Source organism: Sediminibacterium sp. (assembly GCF_019264485.1).
Lineage (GTDB): Bacteria > Bacteroidota > Bacteroidia > Chitinophagales > Chitinophagaceae > Sediminibacterium.
Genome location: NZ_JAHVAA010000012.1, coordinates 239130 through 262426, shown reverse-complemented (window position 1 = coordinate 262426; position 23297 = coordinate 239130). Strand labels below are relative to the sequence as shown.

Here is a 23297-nt window from a genome sequence, read left to right as displayed (position 1 = left end):
GTGTAAAACCCAATCAGTTCAACAAGTATTTTAAGGTCTATGGCAGGATTTTCTTTTTTATCCCGGTTTGTGTTTGTCTGTAATTTATTCTTCGTAGGAGCGATGCTGGCACGTATTTTTATCAAGACCGATGATTCACTGGAATTGGGAATGATCAGTAATATCGCAGTGGTTATGGGGATGGTGCTTGCACCCATCGTGAATATGGGAGTGAACCTTTGGCACCTGGTTTTGTTATTCGGTAAAAAACAGATCACTACACCTTTATGGGTGAGGCTCTTTAATTTATTTATTTTACTGGCACAGCTCTTTTTTTACATCATACTACCTGCATGATACATTCAATTTTAAAAGACAAACCCACTAAATTATTTATCAGTATTGCTGCTTTTTTTGTAGCGAATGCACTGATTGCCGAATGTATTGGTGGTAAAATATTTTCTCTTGAAAAAATATTTGGATGGGAACCGGCTGATATGACCATATTTGGTCAGACCGGACTTTCATTTAATTTAACCTGTGGTGTTTTGCTCTGGCCCCTGGAGTTTGTTATTACTGATATTGTGAATGAATATTATGGACCTAAAGCAGTAAAACGTATCAGCTATACTGCTGTGGTATTAATATCTTATGCTTTTATCATGTTCTATGCAGCCATGAATATTCCGCCGGCTGATTTCTGGATCAGTTCAAGACAGGCAGAAGGGATTCCAAATATGCAGGATGCTTTTGGAGGAATATTCGGACAGGGTATGTGGATCATACTGGGAAGCCTTACTGCATTTTTGGTAAGTCAGATTGTTGATGTTACCGTATTTCATCAGATTAAAAAAAGAACCGGGCAGAAATGGGTATGGTTAAGGGCTACCGGATCTACATTTGTTTCGCAGCTGGTAGATAGTTTTATCGTATTGTTTATTGCTTTCAAAATAGGAAATGGCTGGAGCTGGAAACTCGTACTCGCCATTTGTGTGGTGAATTACCTGTACAAATTCACGATGGCTATTTTATTAACGCCCGTTATTTATCTGGCAGAAAAACAGATTGATCGTTACCTCGGTGAAGAAACCGCCCGAAAAATGAAATTACAGGCAATGGGGAAGGAGACGGAGTAGTTGGGGGAAGCTGCAAGCTACAAGGCCCAGAGGTATATCTCTTGTATCTTGCTACTTGAATCTTGTCATCTTGTTACCTGTATCTTGCTACTTGTGTCTTAATTTCCTGATTTTTCCTTCAACAAATTAACTACTACTTTATCAATCGGCAGTGTCATATCATCGGTATGAAGATCCTTCCATTCAATCCATCTGAATACTTCAGTTTCTCCATTGGGGTCACTGATTTGTTCGGGAGCAAAATCGAATGCGGTTGTTTTGGTGGGTAAATGAACAGGTTCATTTGAGTGAACATAGTAATAGATAGAAATGATCTGGTCTTTCTGGTTGAATGCAGAAATCTGAAAAAAATCTGTGGTATAAATATGTTCTCCTATAGTAACATCTAAACCGGTCTCTTCTTTGAATTCTCTTTTTAAACAGTCTCTTGTACCTTCTCCAAATTCAAGCCCCCCACCAGGTAATTTGGTAATATAAGCACCACGGATAAATTCATCACTTACGAGCAAACGTTTTTCATTGTCGAGCAGAATGCCATAGACACGTACATTGAACAAGGGCATATTAAAACCATTTCTTTTTCATGAAATACCAACTGATGACTATGGCAATGGCAATTGATAAGCCAATCGGCACATAAAATGCGTAAGAAGAGTGGGCCCACGGAATATTATCCACGTTCATGCCATATAAACTCGCTACCATTACCGGTAAAGAAAGAATAATGGTAATGGAAGTAAGACGCTTCATTACATTGTTCAGGTTATTACTGATAATGCTGGCAAAAGCATCGAGCGTACTGGTGAGTATATTGGTATAAATATTTGCCATTTCAAGGGCCTGACTGGTATCAACAATCAGGTCATTCAAAAATTCTCTTTCTTCTTCATTCAGGCTGAGGAAATTGGTACGCTCCAGTTTCATCATCAGCATTTCATTGCTTCTTAATGCGGTAACAAAATACACAAGGCTTTTCTGTATACGCATTAAGTTAAGTAAATCAACATTGCTGTTACTCTGGTATAGACTGGTTTCATACTGGTTTCTTCTCTGGTTAATTTCTTTCAGAAACTCCATGAAATTCTGCACCACTTTTTCGAATACTTTCAGGATCATCATATTCTTTTTGTCGGGATGTCTTTTCTGAAAAGAATTCAGGAATTTTTTGATGGCGCCGTTGTCGAAAGAATTTACTGTAATAATCTGTGTATGTGTAAGGATAATGCAGATGGGGATAGTAATGTAAAAAGCTTCACTGTCGTTGAAAGAATTATTCTCTGTTGGTGTTTTAATAACAACAAATTTCACATTGTCTTCCAGCTCATAACGCGGCCGTTCATCTATATCCAGTGAATCGCGCAGAAATTCAATGGGTATTTCCAGGTCTTCTGCCAACTGAATAAATTCTTCTTCTTTAAATGGAGGTACCAGGTTTACCCAAACCCCCATTTCTGCCCTGTCTATCTCTGCAGTTTGACCATTGATATTTTTAAAATATTGAATCATAGTAATGATTGTTGGATATCAGATATCAGATATCAGATGTCAGATGTTATTTGTAGTATATCTGACATCTGCCATCTGATATTTTAAATATTAATCTCTCCTTTGTATACAAATTCAGCAGGGCCGCAAAGCCATACATTACGGAATTCCTGGTCGTTTATTTTTTCAAATTCTACTGCAAGGTGTCCGCCTTTTGTTTTTACTTCCACCCGGTTAAAACCTTTTTCATTGTGTGCAAATACAATGGCCGCAGCGGTTACGCCTGTGCCACAACTAAAGGTTTCATCTTCAACTCCACGCTCATAAGTGCGCACTATAATATGTTTGTCGTTGGGCTCCACAAAATTTACATTGATGCCTTCTGTAACAAAATCTTTACTGTTGCGGATATTTCTCCCTTCCTGAAAAACATCCAGCTCCATAATATCCTGTACCGTTTTTACATAATGTGGCGACCCTGTATTTAATAACGCATCTCCATGATAATCGGCTACTTCATTTACGTCTTTCATCTTTAACCTGATCCATTCATGTGCATCCATTTCTGCATCATGCGCTCCATCCACTGCTAAAAAATGATAGGTGGTTTTATGAATGCCCATATCATAAGCAAACCGTGTTAAACAGCGGCCGCCATTACCACACATACTGCTTTCTTTTCCATCGGCATTATAGTATTTCATTTCAAAATCAGAACCAGCGAGGGTATTCAGTAACATGAGTCCGTCTGCGCCAATTCCGAACCTCCTGTCACAGATATGATTAATCTGTGCAGTAGTAAGTTGAAGGGAGCCGTTGCGGTTGTCGATGATCACAAAATCATTGCCCGTTCCCTGGTATTTATAAAATTGAATCGTCATACCTGTTATTATTTAATCTGCCCGATGATTTCCAGTGTTTGTTTAATTAGTTTTTCCATTGTGGTTGCACTGTCTTTACTAAACTCTTTGCTGATACGGTTAGCTACAATGGCACTTAAACTCAGGCACTGATGGCCGAGTAGTTTTCCCAGACCATAAATACCACTTGTTTCCATTTCGAAATTAGTGATGCGGTGATTGCCGTAAGAAAAACCGGTTAACCTGTCGATCAGTTCAGTATTTACCAGCCCAAGACGTAAAATTCTTCCCTGTGGTCCATAAAAACCCGGACAGGTAACAGTGATACCGTGATGGAAACCGCCTACAAAATGTTTGAGCAGGGAAGTGCCGGCAGCGGCAATATAAGGGGAAGCAAAACCACCACCAATCTGAACCTGGCTGGCAAAAGCGCCCAGTAATTGATTTTCTTCGGCATTGTTTTGTTGCTGGTAAAAATTCAACAGGTTATCAATACCCAGTCCATGAGTACTGGCTACAAAACTATCTACGGGAATATCTTTCTGAAGTGATCCTGAAGTACCTACACGTATGATGTTGAGGTGGGAGAGCTGTGGTTTAATGGTTCTTGTATCGAAATCAATATTTACCAGTGCATCCAGTTCATTGAGAACAATGTCGATATTATCTGTTCCGATACCTGTTGATACTACAGAAATTCTTTTATCAGCCACCCATCCTGTATGTGTTACAAATTCACGATGCTGGTATTTCCCTTCAATTTTATCGAAATGTTTACTCACTTCAGCAACCCTGTCAGGATCGCCAACCGTAATGATATTCTGTGCCAGTTCCTCGGGTCTGAGATTGAGATGATAAACCGCTCCTCTGTTATTGATAATCAATTCACTTTCTGCAATTCTGTTCATATACAAGGTTAATGCCGACAAATTTCGGGTTTTCGCATTTAGAATTTTGAAATTCCTTTGATTGCTTTATTTTCGCACCCTGCTACAGAAAAATGGTCCTGTGGCCGAGTGGCTAGGCAGAGCTCTGCAAAAGCTTCTACAGCGGTTCGAATCCGCTCGGGACCTCAAAGGATCGCATTAGCGATCCTTTATTTTTATAAATAGTTGATAATCAATTGTAGTGGAAGTCAAGATTTTTGTAGTGGATTTCACTGTTTATAACCGGTGAAAACACGTATCAGCTCGTTATTTTTCTCTCCAATTTTTGCCTTTTTACTCCTTTAAATAAATTTTAATCGAATTATAATCTGCTGAAAATGGCCTTATTTTCAACAAATTATCTACTTAATAGTAAGAACTCTTTTTTTCATAAGTTATTGATTAACAATTTTTTAATTACAATTAATCTTCAAATTCCCTCTTAAAACGAGAGGATACCTCATCCTTCTACCGGAAACCTTTGCGATAAACATATTTAATAATTCACATGTGTTTATAAAAAAATCTGTAAATACCTTGCAATTACGGTCAGTATCGGTTAGTTTTGACTTTCTTTAACAGATGCTAACGACTGTTCATTCTGGTAAATGTGCGTAAAGACAAGCATTGTTAAAATTCGAAAATCCTCTGACTAACCATCGTTTGAATTCCATTATCCACTGATCAGTTCAACTGATTTTTCCTTTTATCCTGTGTTGCCTCAACAGAAAAATTGCTGTTGAAAATCACTTAGAGCCAATCCGAACTATTATGCGTTTTTTTACTAGAAAGAGAACTCTTACAGTTTTATTCACTTCATTGTTGCTGACGATTTCGGGTGCAGCAATTAGCCAGTTAACTGCAGGTGGACTTAGCTTTGATGGCATAGATGATAAGGTACGTATTGCAAGAGGTGTTACACCTCCTCCCGCTAACGCTCCTATTGGCGACACTTCATTCAACATCAATGATGTAATTACAATTGAATCCTGGATTCACCCGGAAAGTGGAGCTAATTACAACGTACAGTCTGTAGTTTCGAAATCAAATAAATTAACGACTTCAACCCAAACCGGGTATATTTTTCCCCGTACCAATGACAATTGGAACAATATTGTTTTCTTAATCAATTTTAATGGACTTGGATGGAGACAATTAACAGCTCCTTATCCCGGTAAAGACAGTTGGCACCATGTTGCCGCCACTTACGATGGCGCTTTTATGCGTATTTATATTGATGGGGTAATGGCCAATCAGATGGCCATAGCAGGTACTATTACTGTTAATACCAATCCCTTAACCATCGGTTATCATAATGGTTATACCAACGAATTTTACAAAGGCAAAATTGATGAACTAAGAATATGGCACCGCGTATTAAGTCCGTGTGAAATTGCTGCCAACAGAAATTGCGAAATAATTGATCAGCACAAGCTGGTTGCTTACTATAAATTTAACCAGGGCCTGTTAGGTGGTGTGGCTAATCTTTTGGAAAATAAACTAACCGATTCAGGTCCTTATGCAAATAATGGCAACCTGCTCGATTTTGGTTTATTAGGTTCAATCTCTAACTGGACAGATGGAGGCGTAACAAATGGCAGTAGCTGTGCACCTTATGCACCACCTGTTGTAACAGTGGGAAGCAATGCTCCTTCAATTGCAGTTGGAGGCAGACTTGAGTTGACAGCTTCTGGTGGAGTAAGTTACTCATGGACTGGTCCTAACGGATTTACTTCTACAGAACAGAATCCTGTTATTGAAAATGTATCTCCTGCTGCAGCCGGTTGGTACACAGTAACTGTAACAACGGCTTCAGGTTGTTCTGTACCGGCAAGTGTAACCATCCAGGTTTCAACCGCTGCAAGAGCGTTGAATTTTGATGGCGATGATGACTATGTAAGTATTCCTCATAGTAATTCACTCAACCCCGGAACTGGCCTTACGATTGAAACATGGGTTTATCCAACAGATGCTGTTACACCTTCACAGAGCGTAGTAGGTAAATCATCTCAGTCTGTGAGAGGTTATATCTTCCCTCGTACGGATGATGGATGGAAATCTTTCTCATTTTATGTGCACCTTGTTGGACAGGGATGGAATATTATTTCTGCCAGTTATCCAAGTGTGAACGAGTGGCATCATGTAGCCGCCACTTATGATGGTTTTGTGATGAAAATTTATTTAGATGGTGAATTAAAAGCTACAAAAGAAGTAATAGGAACCATTTCATCTAATGAGAACGCTGTAAGCATCGGTACACAGCCTGGTTTTAGCAGTGAATTTTTTGCGGGTAGTGTTGATGAAGTGCGTATCTGGAACCGTCCTCTGGATGAGTGTGAAATTGATAACAATATGAGTTGTCAGATCAATCCTGCAATACAGACAGGATTGGCTGCCTACTATCGTTTTAATAAAGGGCTGATTGGTGTAAACAACTTAAATATTACCACCGTGGAAGACGAGAGTGGTAATAATAACACCGGCAGCCTTACTAATATGGGCCTTATCAGTGCTTTGTCTAACTGGACAACCGGAAATGTAGGAGATGGTATTTGTGCGCCGTTTACCCCAATTGCTGCTACTGCAACAGTAAATGGTCCATTATTAGAGGTTGGCTCAACCATTCAGTTGAATGGAGGCGGTGGAACCAGCTATTCATGGACTGGTCCAAACAGTTTTACCTCCAACCAGCAGAATCCAACACTTCCGAATGCACAGACGAATAACTCTGGAATTTATACTGTAACTGTAGCTAGTGGTACTTGTACCAGCACTGCCAGTGTAAACCTTACAGTGGCATATAAAGCAGGTACTTTAGATTTTGACGGAGTGAATGACACTATTAATGTTGCCCACAGCAATTCATTAAATATCAGTCAGAATATTACCCTTGAATCATGGATTTATCCAACTGATGCTACAAAAGCTATTCAGAACGTAATGGGTAAATCAACCGCTGATGTGAATAATGGTTATATTTTCCCACGTACCGATGATGGCTGGAAAACCATTTCTTTCTTCCTCCATTTAAACGGTCAATGGAAAGTATTAACAGCCAATTATCCAGGTATCAATCAGTGGCACCATGCTTCTGCTACTTACGATGGATATTTCATGCGTATTTATATTGACGGTGTGCTGGCTGCTTCTACAGAAGCTTCCGGAGAAATCACTACCAATACCAATAGACTCGTATTTGGTCAACAGATAGGTTTTATTGAATACTATAAAGGAAAAGTGGAAGAAGCGAAAATCTGGAACAGGGCACTGAACCAGTGTGAGATCATCAATAATATGAACTGTGAATTGCAGCCTAATCAGACTGGTCTGGTTGCTTATTACAAGTTCAATCAGGGCTTTGTAAATGCCCCTAATACAACTGAAACAACTTTATTGGATGCGAGCACCAATGGTAATAATGGTACACTGGGTGGTTTCGAATTAAATGGGCTTTCTTCCAACTGGTCTGATTTCAAAGTAAACGGAACCTGTTCAACTTATTCCGAACCGCCTGTAACAGCCCAGGCTAATGCTGCAGTTTTCGGAATCGGTAGTACCATCCGTCTGTTTGCCAACGGCGGTAACGCATATGAGTGGGCTGGTCCAAACAGCTTTGTTGCAAGCATACCTGATCCATTTATCATGAATGCACAGGCGCCAAATACAGGTACTTATACGGTTGCTGTTCCATTTATTAATTGTACTATTTACAGAAGTGTACGTTTAACGGTAACTCCTTTACCGGCCATACAGGCAAACGGACCTACTACTATATGTCCTTCATCAAATGTTCAGTTATCCATATCATCTGTTGGTACAGCATATCAGTGGTACCTGAATGAAGTGGCTATTCCTAATGCTACTGCGGCTGTTTATCCAGCTTCACAAACTGGTAGTTATACAGTAGGTGTTACTGTTAATGGTAACCTGCAGATATCTGCACCAATAAATGTAACAGTGGTTGATAATCTGGCTCCTGTTCCAACCGTAGCTTCCTTGCCATTGCTGCAGGGTAGTACAGGTGAGCCGATCAGTTTCCGCCCAACAGCCAACGATAATTGTGTTGGACTGGTAACAGCTACTACTAATAATCCGCTTGTTTATTTAACTGCAGGTACTTATACCATTACATGGAACTATAATGATGGTAATGGAAATACATCATCTCAGACACAGGAGGTTCAGATCGTAAAATCTGATGTTACGCCTCCGGCCATGACAGCCCCTGCCAATATAACTGTAAACTGTGCTTCTGTACCTGCACCTGCAAACGTAGTTGCCATTGATGATAAGGATGGCCCGGTTGCCGTTAGCTTTAGTGAACTGAGTACAAAAGATGCAAACGCCAATAATATCGGTCATTATAATTATACCATAACCAGAAGCTGGACGGCCACTGATGCAAGCGAAAACACTGCAACTGTTACGCAGGTTATTACAGTAGTTGATAACCAGGCCCCTGTATTTGGAGCACTGAATAATATTGTGGTGAACGCTGTTACCAATGGTGCCAACGTAAACTACAATGTAAATGCTGCTGATCTTTGTGGTAGCCCGGTTATTTATACTTATAATATTCCATCAGGTTCCTTCTTCCTGATTGGTACAACTACCATAAATGTTACTGCAACTGATGTAGCAGGTAATATTGCAACAGGAAGCTTCAATGTGGTAGTGGTAGACAATATTCCTCCAACCATTACAGCTCCTGCTAATGTTACTGTAAATGCTAATCCGGGTGCAACTTTTGCAACAGGTGTAACACTGGGTATGGCAACAGTAGCTGATAACAGCGGATCTGGAGTGGTGATTACCAATAATGCACTTGCTCAGTATCCAATGGGTACCACCACTGTTACCTGGACGGCCACTGATGCTGCAGGCAATTCAGCTACTGCTACACAAACGGTAACCGTACTGGATGCAGAACTGCCATCTATTACTGCACCTGCAACCGTTATAACAGTAACCAATAATAATCAGGCATATGCATCAGGAGTAAACCTGGGCACAGCTACTGCAACTGATAACAGTGGTTCTGTAGCGGTAACCAATAATGCACCTGCACAGTATCCGATGGGTACAACTACAGTTACCTGGACAGCAACAGATGCTGCCGGTAATCAGGCAAGTGCTATTCAGTTGGTAATTGTAGAAGATAAACAGGCACCAGCATTGGCTGGCCCTTCAAATAAAGTAGTAAATACGAATGCAGGTGTAAACTATGCAACAGGTGTAAATCTGGGTACTGCTTCTGCTACCGATAATAGCGGAGGTACGGTAGCCATCACCAATAATGCACCTGCACAATACCAGTTGGGAGTAAATATTATTACCTGGACAGCTACTGATGCATCAGGTAACACAACTTCTGCTGAACAAATTATTACTGTAAGGGATGCTGAACCACCTGTAATTACAGGAGTAACCAATGTGGTAGTAAATGCTGCACCGGGCACTAATTCAGCAATCGTTACATCGCTTGGTAATCCTGTTGCAACAGATAATGTTCAGTTGGTATCTCTTACCAATAATGCAACCGGTACGGTATATAATATTGGTACCACAAGTGTTATCTGGACAGCAATTGATGCTGCTGGCAATAGCTCTACAGGCGTACAGTTGGTAATTGTAAAAGATATTACTGCACCTGTACTGGTGGGTGTGCCGGCAGATATAACTGCAAGTTGTGCAAATATCCCCGCAGCAACTGCCGTAACTGCTACAGATAATTACGATGCGCAGGTTACTGTTCAGCTTACTGAATCAAGTACTAAAGGAACCAATCCTGCATCGGCTAATTACTATAATTATACGATTACAAGAACCTGGACAGCAACCGATGCGGCAGGAAACAGCACCAGTGCAACCAGCACTGTAACGGTGATCGATGATCAGGCACCGGTATTTGTTCAACCACTTGATATTACAGCAAACAGTTCGGCTACTATTTGTGGTGCAACTGTAAACTATACAGTAAATGCAACAGATGCCTGTGGCAGCCCGGTTACTTATACGTACAGTAATGCTTCAGGAAGCGTATTCCCGATTGGTATTACAACGGTAACAGTAACAGCAACAGATGCAAGTGGAAACAGTATAACCCGCAGCTTTACGGTAACCATTACCGATAATCAGCCACCGGTAATTGCGGCACCTGCCAATATTACTGTACTGTTTGGTTCACCTGTAAACCTGGGAACAGCCACAGCTACAGATAATTGTGGAACAGCCAGTGTAACTAATAATGCACCAACATCATATCCGGTAGGTGTAACCGTGGTTACCTGGACAGCAACTGATGCTGTTGGTAATACAGCTTCTGCTACACAAACAGTAACGGTAACAAATCCAACTTCATGTAGCAGTTCTATTACTGTAACACCAGAGAATACGGTATTCACCGGAGGTATTCCAACCAATATTTATATCGGTTATGGTCCTCAAAAAGTAACACTGAAAGCAAATGCAGCAGGTGGTACATCATACACATATACATGGAGAGCTGTTTCTGGTAATGGCACACTCAGCAGCACCAGCAGTTCACAGCCTGTATTCGCTCCTTCGGCGGCTGGTAACTATACATTCGAAGTAACTGTGAGAACACAGGCAGGATGTGTATCAACCAGCACTGTAACCATCTGTGTGAAAGATATCAGGGTGAAAGAACAGGATGATGACAAGTGCGACCATAAATCGCATAGCTCTAAAGATTGTAAGCACAGTAAACATAACCATGGTAAATGTGACCACAAATCGCATAACAAGGATAAGTGTAAGGATAAATATGATGATGGCGATGATGATAATGATGAGTGCGATCATAAAAACCATGATTCTAAAAACTGTAAACACAAAGGACACAGACATAACGATTGCGATCACAAATCACATAATTCATCGTCTTGCAAAAACAAATACAACGACCGTGATAATGATGATCATGACGATGATGATGATGATGACAGCAATTACAAAGTATACCTCTGTCATGTGCCTCCGGGTAATGCAGGTAACCCGCAAACACTCAAAATCAGTGTGAATGCAGTTGCAGCACACCTGAGTAACCATGCCGGTGACAGACTGGGCTCATGTGCAGATCAGGGTTGTGGAGTAACACCACCGCCTGCGCCTGTATGTACCAGTACCATTACCGTAGTGCCAGAAAATAATACTTATACCGGTGGTGTACCAACCAATATCTATATTGGTTATGGCGCTCAGAAAGTAACATTACAGGTAAATGCAAGTGGTAGCAGTAATTACAGCTATAGCTGGAGAGCATTGTCTGGCGGTGGCTCACTGAGCAATACATCAAGTGCTCAGCCTGTATTCAGCCCCTCACGCGAAGGTTACTATACATTTGAAGTGAAAGTAACTGGTCAGTCTGGTTGCACCAGCACAAGTCAGGTAAGTATCTGTGTGAAAGATATCAGGGTTGAAGATGAGGACTGTAATAATTGGGGTTGGTACTCATGGTTATACAGTCATTACAATAACAACACGCCAAAAGTCTATATCACACGCAGAAACGGTAACAGCAATAACTACAGTGTTCAGGAAGTGAAGACAAGCGATGTGGCGGCACATTTACAGCGTTACCCGAATGATATCCTTGGTAAAGGCCTGAGCGGTTGCGTATCAAATGCTGCAACAGCTACCGGAGGTATTGGTAACAGTGCTACAGTAACCGAAGAAACAGGATCACTGAAAAATACCGTTAAACAAACCCAATCAGAAACCAGCGAAGATCTGAAGCTGACTGTAATGGGTAACCCAAGCAGAACCCTGTTTACCGTGAAAATCGAAAGCAAACATAGCCAGCCTGTACAAATCAGAATATTTGATACTTATGGAAGAGCAGTTGAAGCCAAAGCCAATCAGTTGCCAAACAGCACTGTACAGTTCGGTCAAAACCTCTCTGCGGGTACTTATTATGCAGAATTTACACAGGGAAGCCGCCGTAAAGTGGTACAACTGATGAAAGTGAAATAATTAACTTGTTGATGTAACCCCATCATCCTTTAAAACCAGTCCGGAAAAACCGAAAGAGAAGAGCAGTTCTAACCGAACGGCTCTTTTTCTTTTGCACATACTGGCGCATGGTAGCCGCATATCTACACCTTAAAATACCATTAAAACGACATATTTGTAGTGATATCAGTACGTATTTGTTTGTAGGTATTACGAAACCCTTATTCCTGCTGTCTCATCCACTACAAAAAATTCTTTTTGTCTCCATAACGTACAATCAATTTTAAAAGCATCATGAATTGTACTGGCTTACTAATGTAGTTCCGTTGCTACCATAAAAGTACCTGCTACTACTATTTTTTCACAGATGCCGTTATATGCCAGGGACCCGGATTGAAGTCACTTTGTATTGTCAAAATCAAAGGACATCAGGGCCCAATGCAAATCATCAAAACATACCAAAACAACTCAAAGTCTGAATTTAAAACAGCCTTGTTGATTTGGGTGTTATTGATTGGTTTAATGATGAATGCATCGGCAAGCGACAGTCTCCTTACTGCAGCTACGAAACCCGTTTTAAGCAGCACTACACTTTGCATTAATGCCGAGCTTTCTATGGAAGCTGTTTCTCCAAAAGTAGAACGTATTGTATGGAAGCACAACAGACAGCAGGTGCATACATCTTTTACACCATCACTGGTTAAAACAGTGGCAGGTGGTAATGGAGAAGGTACCGGAGACGATGAGTTCAGGTTTCCTACAGGAATTGCAGTAGATGCTTCAGGTAATATTTATATAGCCGACCAGTTTAATCACCGTGTACAAAAATGGATCCCCGGGGCGGCAAAAGGAATTACTGTGGCAGGTGTATCCGGACAGGGTGACGATGCCGATCAGTTAAATTATCCGATGTCTGTGGCGGTAGACACAAAAGGTAATATCTATGTAAGCGATGCGGCAAACAGCCGTATACAGATGTTTACACCGGGTTCTGTAATAGGTATTACGGTTGCTGGAGGTAATGGCAGGGGAGCAGGAGCCCACCAGTTTAATATGCCTTTTGGTATTTGTTTGGATGAAACCGGTAATATTTATATAGCTGATAATTACAATCACCGCATTCAGCGCTGGGTACCCGGCGCAGCTGCCGGAGTAACTGTTGCAGGCGGAAATGGCAAAGGAAATGCGGCCAACCAGTTACAATATCCGAGCAGTATAAAGATTGATAAAACAGGTACCCTTTTTATAGCAGATGCTGCTAACGACAGGGTACAGGCCTGGCAAAAAGACGCAGAAAAAGGAATCACCGTTGCAGGCGGACAGGGAAGAGGAAAAGGAGCAGGGCAATTGTATTTTCCGACTGATATAGCTATTAATGCTGCAGGAGATTTGTTTATTTCTGATCAGACCAATCAGCGTATACAGCGTTGGACACCCGGAGCCAAAACCGGTATTACAGTTGCCGGTGGAAATGGTCAGGGTAATAATATAAATCAGTTTAATTATTCCTATGGTTTGTTTGTAGATAATGAAGACAATATTTACGTAGCAGATCAGTACAATCATCGCATTCAATTTTTTCAGAATCCTGAATCAACCACCAGGTATAGTTTTCGTTTTAAGGCAACACGCCCCGGAACCTATCAGGCAGATATAGTATACAGAAATGGTACTGTAGAAGCCTCTGGTTTATTTGAAATTCATGATCTGCCAGTCGTTGCGCCAATTGTAACAGAAGAAATGATTTGCAGCGGAAAAGAATACCAGTTGAAAATTGATGCAAAAGATGGCAAATGGATGACCAGTAATAGCAATATTGCAGCAATCAACGAAAAAGGAATACTGTTTGGAAAGCAAAATGGTACTACCATCATCTCGTACGAGATAAAAGATGAGTTTGGCTGTGTAAGTACTACAGCTAAAACCATTGAAGTAAAAGCTTCACCGGCAGTACCCCCCGTAACATTGGCACCTGAATTGATTCAGCAGTCTGGTGGGTCTTCATTTAAAACACAGCAGGTTTGTGCTGGCAGCAGCTTACCATTAAGTACCATTTTATTACAGGGACAGTGGGGAAGCAGTGATACTGCTATCGCAAAAGTAGAAGCAGGAAATATAAAAGGAATCAGTGCAGGTGAAGTGGTTATTTCTTTCACCGCAGAAAAAGAAGGTTGTATAGCAGAAAGCAAAGCATCATTTGTTGTTTTACCTGTATCCATGACTCCGGTGATCCATGGATATAATAAAATGGTTGCTGGTCAAACCCGCCAGTTAAGCGCTGGTATACCCGATGGAAAATGGAAGAGTCAACTGGAAGAAATTGCAACAATTGACCAGCGTGGATATGTAAAAGCTGTTCGCCCGGGTACCACACAGGTTTCATTTGAAACAACAGATCAGCAGGGCTGCAGGGTGAAAGCTGTTATTCCTGTTACAGTTCAGCCAGAAGCGCCGCTTGTAAAAGATGCCAGCTATGAGAGCCTGAAACAATTGTCTTTTATTCGTTTCGATCAGCAGGTAACAACAAAAGCAGGTACCACTGTACAATATTTTGAAACTGCATCCCCTAATGCAAAAGCAATAGAACCGCTGGTAAAAAATACACCGGGTACTTATCGGTTTTGGGTAGCCAGTGTAGAAAATGGCGTTGCCAGCCAGCGTGTATCTTTTGCGGTAAATATTACCCAGTCTGTAAACGCAGAAAAATTGAACCCGGTAGTAATGGGCAATCCTTCCACTCATTTCTTTACTGTACAGTTAAAAAGCAGCCAATCCAATATGCCCATCTCCATGCGTATTGCTGACATGCAGGGCCGGTTGATTGAACAGCGTCAGTCGCTCACGGCTAACAGTACCATACAGTTTGGACAAAGCTATACTTCAGGACAATACATTGTTGAATTGATACAGGGTACAGAACGTAAGGTTGTTCAGTTGGTGAAAATTGGCGCAGGGGAGAAGGCTGCTAGCTTTCAGCTTCTAGCTGCCAGCCTGAAATAAAACAGCGAGTTCTTATATTGACGCATCATCTTGAGGCTGGTAGCTGGCAGCTCAAAACGCACTTCTTCCCAAAAATCTTTAGCTTCGCAGCCTAAGTATTCCATCATGAAATATTCTCAGCAGATAGGTATAGCCGCCGCTATCGGTTTGGTCATATGTTGTTTTTTCCCCTGGAGCATTGTAATCAGTAAAAACCTGAGTATATCCGGTTTTGCAGCCGAGGGTACCAGTTTTGGAAGACCTGGTTTGTTTCATGTAATATTCTGTTCAGCAGCGGTTTTATTTTTTGCCATTCCGCGTATCTGGGCCAAGAGAACCAATGTGTTTATTGGTGCCATCAATCTGGCATGGGCTATCAGAAATTATGTACTGGTATCGAGCTGTATGCTGGGCGAATGTCCTGAAAAACAACCCGCACTCTACGCAATACTGGGCTGTGCCATTGTTATACAGTTAATGGTGCTGTTTCCAAGCATGCCGGTGGGAGAGAGAAAATGATGAACAGAGAAACAGAGGAATGTTCAATTTCGAAATGATATTATTCCTCTGTTTCTCTGTTCTTTCCTCCTCTGTTACCCCAGCGTCTTCAACGAGCGGCCAATGATCTCCACTGCTTCTTTTACCTGATCTGCTGTAATTACCAGTGGAGGAGCGAAACGTATTTTATCGCCATGTGTGGGTTTGGCCAATAAACCGTTTTCTTTTAGTGCCAGACATATATCCCACGACGCATCAAGATTGGGGTGTTCAATAACGATGGCATTTAATAAACCTTTGCCACGAATTATTTTGATAAAAGGAGATTGAAGTTGATGAAGTTCCGATCTTAATAAATCTCCCATTGCTTCGGCATTTTCCGCCATTTTCTCCTCTTTTAAAACAGTGAGTGCCTCCATTGCAACTGCACAGGCCAATGGGTTGCCACCGTAGGTTGAACCATGTTCCCCCGGTTTAATATTCAGCATCACTTCATCATTGGCCAGTACTGCAGAAACAGGTAATACACCACCGCTGAGTGCTTTACCCAATACCAGTATATCGGGTTGTACAGACTCATGATCGCAGGCCAGCATTTTACCGGTGCGGGCCAATCCTGTCTGTATTTCATCTGCAATAAATAATACATTATATTCGGTACAGAGGGCCCTTACTGTTTTTAAATACCCATCATCGGGTACTACCACTCCGGCTTCACCCTGTATGGGTTCCACCATAAAAGCGGCTACATTTTTATCCTGCAACGCTTTTTCGAGTGCAATGGTATCATTGTAAGGAACCAGTTCAAACCCTGGCATATAAGGACCAAAACCTTTGTAACTGCTGGGGTCACTGGAGGATGAAATAGCCGCCAGTGTTCTTCCCCAGAAATTACCTTCTGCAAAAAGAATTTTTGCCTTGTTTTCCGGAACACCTTTTTGGGTATAAGCCCACCTGCGGGCCAGTTTAATGGCGGTTTCACCACCTTCCACACCCGTATTCATGGGTAACACTTTATCGTATCCAAAATAGGAGCTGATAAAGCGTGCATATTCACCCAACAGGTTATTGTGAAAGGCACGGGAAGTAAGCGTGAGTTTTTGTGCCTGTGTAGTAAGTGCTCGAATAATGCGTGGATGACAATGCCCCTGGTTCACGGCTGAATAACCACTTAAAAAATCGTAGTAACGTTTGCCATCTACATCCCATAGAAAAACACCTTCTCCTTTTTCCAGTACAACTGGAAGGGGATGATAGTTATGTGCACCGTATTGTTCCTCCAACTGCAAATACGCAGCGGTATTGGCTGAAATAGTATGAGTAAGCATAAATGCCTTTTTAAATAAAAAATAGAGACGCTTAATGAGAAGAAAACAAATGAAAAAATATCCTTAGTTACAAGGATGATCGAGGAAATCAAGATTAAGGCGCAGGAAATGCATAAGCTGTTTTCTAAGTGCAAGATAAAGAACTTGACTGAAAGGTAAGCAATAGATGTCGGGGATATTATTTAGGCCATGATTTAAGCAGGTGTTTTCTGACGCATCCGCGGCTTTTAAAATCAGCAGCTAGGGTGTCGGATCATAAAAAACCTTAATTTCAATACCATAATTTGTTGCCATGAAAAAATTCTTCCGCAGGGTATTATGGATCATACTCATCATTGTCATTGGTTTTAGTGCCTATGCATTTGTATCTGGTAAAACCTTTCTTTTTACCGCTATCCGCTACAATTTTGCCAATATAGATGATTATAAAAAATTCAGTAATAACGAAGTAGCTGTAGCTGCCCCACAACCATGGACTGAAGCTGCTGATTATAACAAATTAGCATATCCCGATACACTCAATGCTTTACTGGAAGAACTCGGTTCAGTTGGATTGCTGATGATACGTGATAACCAGGTGGTTTTTGAAAAATACTGGAAAGGCTATAGCGACAGTTCTAAATCGGGATCTTTTTCCGTGGCCAAAAGTATTACCAGCTTATTGATTGGTGTGGCTTTGAAAGAAGGAAAAATTAAATCCCTCGAAGAACCAGTGGGTAATTATTTGCCGGAATTTAAAACAGAAGAAAAAGCCGCCGTACGAATTGTAGACCTGCTGACCATGAGTAGCGGAACAGATTGGAACGAATCGTATTGGGACCTCTTCTCTGTTACTTCTGAAGCCTATTATGGCAATGACGTATATGCAACAGCCACCGGTGTAAAAATGAAAGACAAACCCGGATCGGTACATTCTTATAAAAGTGGGGATACGCAATTGTTGGGTCTTTTATTAGAAAAAGCTACTGGGCAAAGCCTAAGCGATTATGCGTCACAAAAACTCTGGCAACCCATGGGTGCAGAACATCCTGCATTATGGAGTACCGATAAAGAAAAAGGACATACCAAAGCCTATTGTTGTTTCAATTCAAATGTGCGCGATTTTGCCCGGATCGGTAAGCTGATGCTCGACAGTGGCAAATGGAACGGAACCGCTATTATCGACAGTGCATACTGGGCCAGTTCCATTAAACCCTGCGGTATCATCGATTTAAAAGGCAAAGCCTGTGATTATTATGGCTACCAGTGGTGGATTGATCCGGTAAATCCTGAGGTATTTTATGCAAGGGGAATATTGGGTCAGTATATTATTGTTATCCCCTCCGAAAAAACTGTCATTGTGAGGCTCGGAGAAAAAACTTCCAAAATCCGCGAGCGCACCGTACCCAAGGAAGTACGCTATTTGATTAATTGGGGAATGCAGGCAGGGATGTAAAATATTGAATAATGAATATCGAATTTCCATGTAAACAGATATCTCACCTGGAAATTCAATATTCATTATTCGATATTCATTATTCAACTCCCTCTCTTTCTCCTTATTTTCGCAACTAAACCATTTTCCTTGTCTCATCCCTCAGTAGCGATTGTTATCCTTAATTATAATGGAAGGAATTACCTGGAAACTTTTCTTCCTTCTGTAATGGCATCAACCTATTCGAATAAAAGGGTAGTGGTGGCCGACAATGCCTCTACAGATGATTCAATGGATTATGTGAAAAACAATTATCCGGCAATTGAATGTCTGTACAACCTCAGCAATCAGGGTTTTGCAGGTGGTTATAACTGGGCCCTGAAACAGGTAGCAGCAGATTATTATGTGTTATTAAATTCGGATGTATCGGTAACGCCAGATTGGATAGAACCCATAATTACTATGCTGGAAAGCGATACAACAATTGCGGCCTGTCAGCCTAAAATATTATCCTATCACCATCCTGCATTATTTGAATATGCCGGTGCCGCCGGTGGCTGGATCGACAGCCTGGGTTACCCATTTTCAAGGGGAAGGGTGTTTGATATTTGTGAGAAAGATGAAGGACAGTACAACGATCCCCAGCCCGTTTTCTGGGCATCGGGGGCATCCATGTTTGTAAGGGCAAAAGTATACCATGAACTGGGCGGACTTGATGACAGTTTTTTTGCGCATCAGGAAGAAATTGATCTCTGCTGGCGGATGCAACTGGCCGGTTACAGGATTATGAGCTGTCCACAGTCTGTAGTATACCATGTAGGTGCCGGCACCCTGCCGAGAGGGGGGCGCAAAGTGTTCCTGAATTTCAGAAATAACCTGCTGATGCTCGGGAAAAACCTGCATTGGAAAGAAAAACTCTGGAAACTGCCACTGCGGTTTACGCTCGATGGTATATCGGCCTGGAAGGGCTTATTTGCGGGAGATACTGACTTTTTTAAAGCTATTGTAAAAGCGCACTGGGCCGTGGTACTTATATGGTGTAAAGGCAGAGCGCAAAAAAGCGGGCAAGCGCCAAAACCCATGAAACAGTTGGTGGGCGTGTATACGGGCACTGTAGTATGGAAATATTTTATCAGGAAACAAACCCGTTTTCAGGAAATTGTTGGCAGAAAGATTTTATAATCAAACCTGCTGCCTTATTTTTGCACAGCAATTCAAAACTATGTCGAACGAACAACAAGCCGCACAGGAAAAAGATTTTACCAGAAACTGGGTGAATTCATCACGTTTTCTCTTCTATCTGCAAGTGTTTTGTATCCTTGCTTTTGTTTTAGGTGGATGTTATCGTCTGTATAACCAGCGTTATAAAGGCAAGCCCGATGTAGAAGTGCAGGGTAGCAGTAAATACAACCCTGAATACAAATAAAATCCAATAAAAATTTTGTCAGGAGTTGTAGAATCCTATTTTTGCACTCCCAATTTAGTTCTTATATCGACTGCGGAAGTAGCTCATTTGGTAGAGCACGACCTTGCCAAGGTCGGGGTGGCCGGTTCGAGCCCGGTCTTCCGCTCAGTAATCCCGTCCGTCATGCGTGACGGGATTTTTTTTGACCACCTGCCCCGGTGGTGGAACTGGTAGACACGCAGGACTTAAAATCCTGTTCGCCGAAACGCGAGTACGGGTTCGATTCCCGTCTGGGGCACAAAAAGTCGTTCAAATATTGAGCGACTTTTTTGTTTTCAGGAAAGACGGGTTCGATTCCCGTACCGGGTACAGCCGATGTTGGTCGCCTGACCAACAACGTTTTTTTCAAGAAACCAAACTGGCACCTGTATTGCGTATTCTTTCTAAATATAATTGTTGGTCAGGCAACCAACAAAGGCGTTAGAGAAGAGTGGAAATCAATTTGTTATAAAACAGCAATCCTGTAGTCTTCAACCTTACTGCGAAAGCAAAGAAGGCTTATCGAATTAACAATTATTTTTATGTAAACAGAGCGCGACTGCATTTCAGGGGAAAGAAGAAGCCATGCCCGGTACCTTGAAACAAAACTGCTTTGTTTTTATTTTTCTGATCTGCTTTTATGATGCTGTTGCTCAGAACGATTTTTGCTACCGTCTGGCAGACTCGGCCGCAACGCTCGTCAGACAAAAAGTAACATACGATCTTTCTTATTATTCTATAGCTTATCCGAACGGAGATGTACCAGTGGATCGGGGTGTTTGCACAGACGTTATTATTCGTGCTTACAGAAAACTCAATATCGATTTACAGCAACTGGTACATGAAGACATGCGCAATCATTTCAGTCAATACCCGCGGGCATGGAGAATGACTGGCACCGATAAAAATATTGATCACAGAAGGGTGCCCAACCTCATGACTTTTTTCAAACGTTCAGGTGCTTCATTACCGGTTTCGGAGAATGCCATTGATTATAAACCCGGCGATATTGTTTGCTGGTCGCTTAACAGAGGCATGAAACATATTGGATTGGTAGTAAAGCAAAAATCAGCAGATAAGAAAAGACATCTCATTGTGCATAATATAGGTGACGGTCAGGTATTGGAAGACTGTTTGTTTAATTATCCCATCATCGGTCATTACAGGTATTCGCGATAACCTATCTTTCATCATTTTCCTGTAGGTTTGATAGATGGCAATCGTACTATTCGATTCAGTAAACAGGAACAGTCTCTTTCCACTTACCAAAACCAGGTCGGTGGCTTATCTGCGGACGGGTATATATACCATGGCCGAACGCTGGCAGCACTTAACCGGCATGACTGTTTATATACATACAGCGGCCTACCTGCAGGATTTATATGGCTGTCCGGACACTGTTGAACATATTTGGATTGATGCAGCAGTATTACCTACACCCGATTTGATGGATAAAATGCAGGGGCTTTCAAACGGCTCCTGTTGGGCCGATGAAAAAGGACTGATCATTGGTAAACATCATTTTCCCTTTGCAGCTTTTGAAGCCTTACAAAGTCTTCAGCATTTTACACATATTCATGATCATCCTTTAGCGGAACGTTTTGAATATCCCTGGCAACTGGTACAATGGAATGACCGGATGCTTCGCTTAGATTTTGAAACAGTCATCAAAGGAAGAAAGTCGGCTACCATTTCTTCTACCAATAAATTAATTGGTACCGATCAGATTTTTGTGGAAGAAGGGGCAAGGATTGAACATTGTATCCTTAATGCCTCAACAGGTCCCATCTATATCGGAAAACAGGCTGAAGTGATGGAAGGCACTGCTATCAGGGGGCCTTTTGCCATGGGAGCAAATTCAGTAATAAAAATGAATAGCCGTATTTATGGTGCCACTTCATTAGGACCCAATTGTATGGCAGGTGGTGAAATAAAGAATAGCATCATGATCGGTTATTCCAATAAAGCACATGACGGATATATGGGCGATTCAGTAATAGGTGAGTGGTGCAACTGGGGAGCAGGTACCAGTAACAGTAACCTGAAGAATACAGCGGGGATGATTAAAGTATGGAATGAAGCGGCTAATAATTACTTAGAGGCAGGATATAAATGTGGAGTGATGATGGGCGATTATTCACGCACCGCCATCAACTCATCTATTAACACCGGAACGGTAATCGGTATTTCATCAAATGTATTCGGAGAAGGATTACTACCCAATATCATTCCCGATTTCAGCTGGGGTTGTAAAGGAGTGAAATACAAAATGGACAAAGCATTGAATGATATTGATAACTGGAAAAAACTCAAAAACGCAGCCCTGACTGATACAGAAAAAATTTTTTTACATCATCTAAATGAAAAATAATTTCAGTGCCTTCTCTGTTTTCAGTGGCATTTAATTGCCACTGAGAACACGGAAGGACACAGAAAAAAACACAGAGGAAAAAACGTATTTTCGCCATCTCAAAAAACAATTCAATGAGGAAACAAATAGCTGCCGCCAACTGGAAAATGAATCTTACCCTTACGGAAGGAGAGCAATTGCTCGATCAGTTGTTGAGCAATAAATATGAACTGAATGAGAACAGACAGGTGGTATTTGCTGTTCCTGCCCCTTACCTGGCCATGGCCCAGGCTAAACTTGCGGGTCATACAAATATGGCGATTGCTGCACAAAACTGTTACAGCAAAAAAAGTGGTGCTTATACAGGAGAAACTTCTGTACTGATGTTGCAGTCATTAGGCATTACACATGTGGTATTGGGTCATTCTGAAAGAAGGGAATATTTTAATGAAAGCAACCAGTTACTGGCTGAAAAATTAAATATTGCGCTGGAACATAACATCACACCCATTTTCTGCTGTGGAGAGCCGCTTCAAATCAGGGAAGCCGGTACACAGAATGCGTATGTGGCAGCACAACTTGAAGAATCTTTATATCATCTTAGCGCTGATCAGCTAAAGCAGGTAGTAATTGCATATGAGCCCATCTGGGCCATAGGTACAGGCAAAACAGCGAGTAGCGAACAGGCGCAGGAAATGCATGCCTATATCCGTGCACAGTTAACCGAAAAATATGGTGAACTAGTAGCCAACACCATTACCATTTTATACGGAGGCAGTGTAAAAGCTTCCAATGCAAAAGAACTCTTTTCTCAACCCGATGTGGATGGTGGTCTGGTAGGAGGTGCTTCACTTTTAGTTGATGAGTTTAAAGTGATTATTGATTCACTTAAATAAGAGAGTAGTCTCAGAATTTTGCAGCATA

General features: G+C 41.5%; 16 protein-coding genes and 3 tRNA genes. 14 read left to right on the top strand and 5 right to left on the bottom strand.

The window, feature by feature from the left end:
* The first annotated feature begins 39 nt into the window (after nt 1–39).
* Together KXJ59_RS10780 and KXJ59_RS10775 are read left to right on the top strand one after the other, a co-directional pair.
* The gene (locus KXJ59_RS10780; protein WP_295204461.1) at nt 40–336 is read left to right on the top strand and encodes a hypothetical protein; all 297 of its coding nucleotides are present in this window, start codon (nt 40–42) and stop codon (nt 334–336) included.
* On the top strand, nt 333–1115 hold the full coding sequence (locus tag KXJ59_RS10775) for a queuosine precursor transporter (protein ID WP_295204459.1): 783 nt from the start codon (nt 333–335) through the stop codon (nt 1113–1115). The genes KXJ59_RS10780 and KXJ59_RS10775 overlap by 4 nt, the downstream gene beginning before the upstream one ends.
* 98 nt (nt 1116–1213) lie before the next feature.
* Here the strand turns inward: KXJ59_RS10775 and KXJ59_RS10770 are convergent, their stop codons facing one another.
* The 4 genes from KXJ59_RS10770 to KXJ59_RS10755 all read right to left on the bottom strand — a co-directional run bounded on the left by KXJ59_RS10770 (nt 1214) and on the right by KXJ59_RS10755 (nt 4368).
* Nucleotides 1214–1678 carry an NUDIX domain-containing protein gene (locus KXJ59_RS10770; RefSeq protein ID WP_295204457.1) on the bottom strand — a complete coding sequence of 155 codons (465 nt, stop codon included), beginning with the start codon at nt 1676–1678 and terminating at the stop codon, nt 1214–1216.
* 1 nt (nt 1679) lies between these two features.
* Nucleotides 1680–2621, bottom strand: a complete 942-nt coding sequence (locus KXJ59_RS10765) for a magnesium transporter CorA family protein (protein WP_295204455.1) — start codon at nt 2619–2621, stop codon at nt 1680–1682.
* A gap of 83 nt (nt 2622–2704) precedes the next feature.
* Complete coding sequence (dapF, locus tag KXJ59_RS10760; RefSeq protein WP_295204454.1) at nt 2705–3481, bottom strand: diaminopimelate epimerase; 777 nt, start codon at nt 3479–3481, stop codon at nt 2705–2707.
* Between the two features lie 8 nt (nt 3482–3489).
* Nucleotides 3490–4368: a nucleoside phosphorylase gene (locus KXJ59_RS10755; protein WP_295204453.1), complete on the bottom strand. Its 879-nt coding sequence runs from the start codon at nt 4366–4368 to the stop codon at nt 3490–3492.
* Nucleotides 4369–4462: 94 nt separating this feature from the next.
* Here KXJ59_RS10755 and KXJ59_RS10750 point away from each other — a divergent pair.
* From KXJ59_RS10750 to KXJ59_RS10735, 4 genes are all read left to right on the top strand, one after another.
* Nucleotides 4463–4533: transfer RNA gene (locus KXJ59_RS10750), tRNA-Cys, on the top strand.
* Between the two features lie 624 nt (nt 4534–5157).
* On the top strand, nt 5158–12381 hold the full coding sequence (locus tag KXJ59_RS10745; protein WP_295204452.1) for a LamG-like jellyroll fold domain-containing protein: 7224 nt from the start codon (nt 5158–5160) through the stop codon (nt 12379–12381).
* A gap of 417 nt (nt 12382–12798) precedes the next feature.
* Nucleotides 12799–15360, top strand: a complete 2562-nt coding sequence (locus KXJ59_RS10740) for a T9SS type A sorting domain-containing protein (protein WP_295204450.1) — start codon at nt 12799–12801, stop codon at nt 15358–15360.
* A gap of 105 nt (nt 15361–15465) precedes the next feature.
* A complete protein-coding gene (locus KXJ59_RS10735) occupies nt 15466–15858 on the top strand; it encodes a hypothetical protein (RefSeq protein ID WP_295204447.1) in 393 nt (130 codons plus the stop codon).
* A 74-nt stretch (nt 15859–15932) separates the two neighbouring features.
* Here KXJ59_RS10735 and rocD read toward each other — a convergent pair whose 3' ends face one another.
* Nucleotides 15933–17165, bottom strand: a complete 1233-nt coding sequence (gene rocD, locus KXJ59_RS10730; RefSeq protein ID WP_295204445.1) for an ornithine--oxo-acid transaminase — start codon at nt 17163–17165, stop codon at nt 15933–15935.
* 292 nt (nt 17166–17457) lie between these two features.
* Between rocD and KXJ59_RS10725 the strand changes: the two genes are divergently transcribed.
* From KXJ59_RS10725 to tpiA, 8 genes are all read left to right on the top strand, one after another.
* Nucleotides 17458–18600: a serine hydrolase gene (locus KXJ59_RS10725; RefSeq protein WP_295204443.1), complete on the top strand. Its 1143-nt coding sequence runs from the start codon at nt 17458–17460 to the stop codon at nt 18598–18600.
* A gap of 129 nt (nt 18601–18729) precedes the next feature.
* Entirely contained in the window at nt 18730–19761 is a 1032-nt protein-coding gene (locus tag KXJ59_RS10720) for a glycosyltransferase family 2 protein (protein ID WP_295204442.1), read from the top strand.
* Nucleotides 19762–19801: 40 nt separating this feature from the next.
* Nucleotides 19802–20005 carry a hypothetical protein gene (locus KXJ59_RS10715; protein WP_295204439.1) on the top strand — a complete coding sequence of 68 codons (204 nt, stop codon included), beginning with the start codon at nt 19802–19804 and terminating at the stop codon, nt 20003–20005.
* A 72-nt stretch (nt 20006–20077) separates the two neighbouring features.
* Nucleotides 20078–20150 (top strand) — tRNA-Gly (locus tag KXJ59_RS10710).
* A gap of 46 nt (nt 20151–20196) precedes the next feature.
* A tRNA-Leu gene (locus tag KXJ59_RS10705) sits at nt 20197–20282 on the top strand.
* 326 nt (nt 20283–20608) lie between these two features.
* Nucleotides 20609–21202 carry a DUF1287 domain-containing protein gene (locus KXJ59_RS10700; RefSeq protein WP_295204435.1) on the top strand — a complete coding sequence of 198 codons (594 nt, stop codon included), beginning with the start codon at nt 20609–20611 and terminating at the stop codon, nt 21200–21202.
* A 34-nt stretch (nt 21203–21236) separates the two neighbouring features.
* The gene (locus KXJ59_RS10695) at nt 21237–22394 is read left to right on the top strand and encodes a putative sugar nucleotidyl transferase (RefSeq protein ID WP_295204432.1); all 1158 of its coding nucleotides are present in this window, start codon (nt 21237–21239) and stop codon (nt 22392–22394) included.
* Nucleotides 22395–22507: 113 nt separating this feature from the next.
* Nucleotides 22508–23269, top strand: a complete 762-nt coding sequence (tpiA, locus tag KXJ59_RS10690) for a triose-phosphate isomerase (RefSeq protein ID WP_295204429.1) — start codon at nt 22508–22510, stop codon at nt 23267–23269.
* Nucleotides 23270–23297 lie beyond the last annotated feature (28 nt).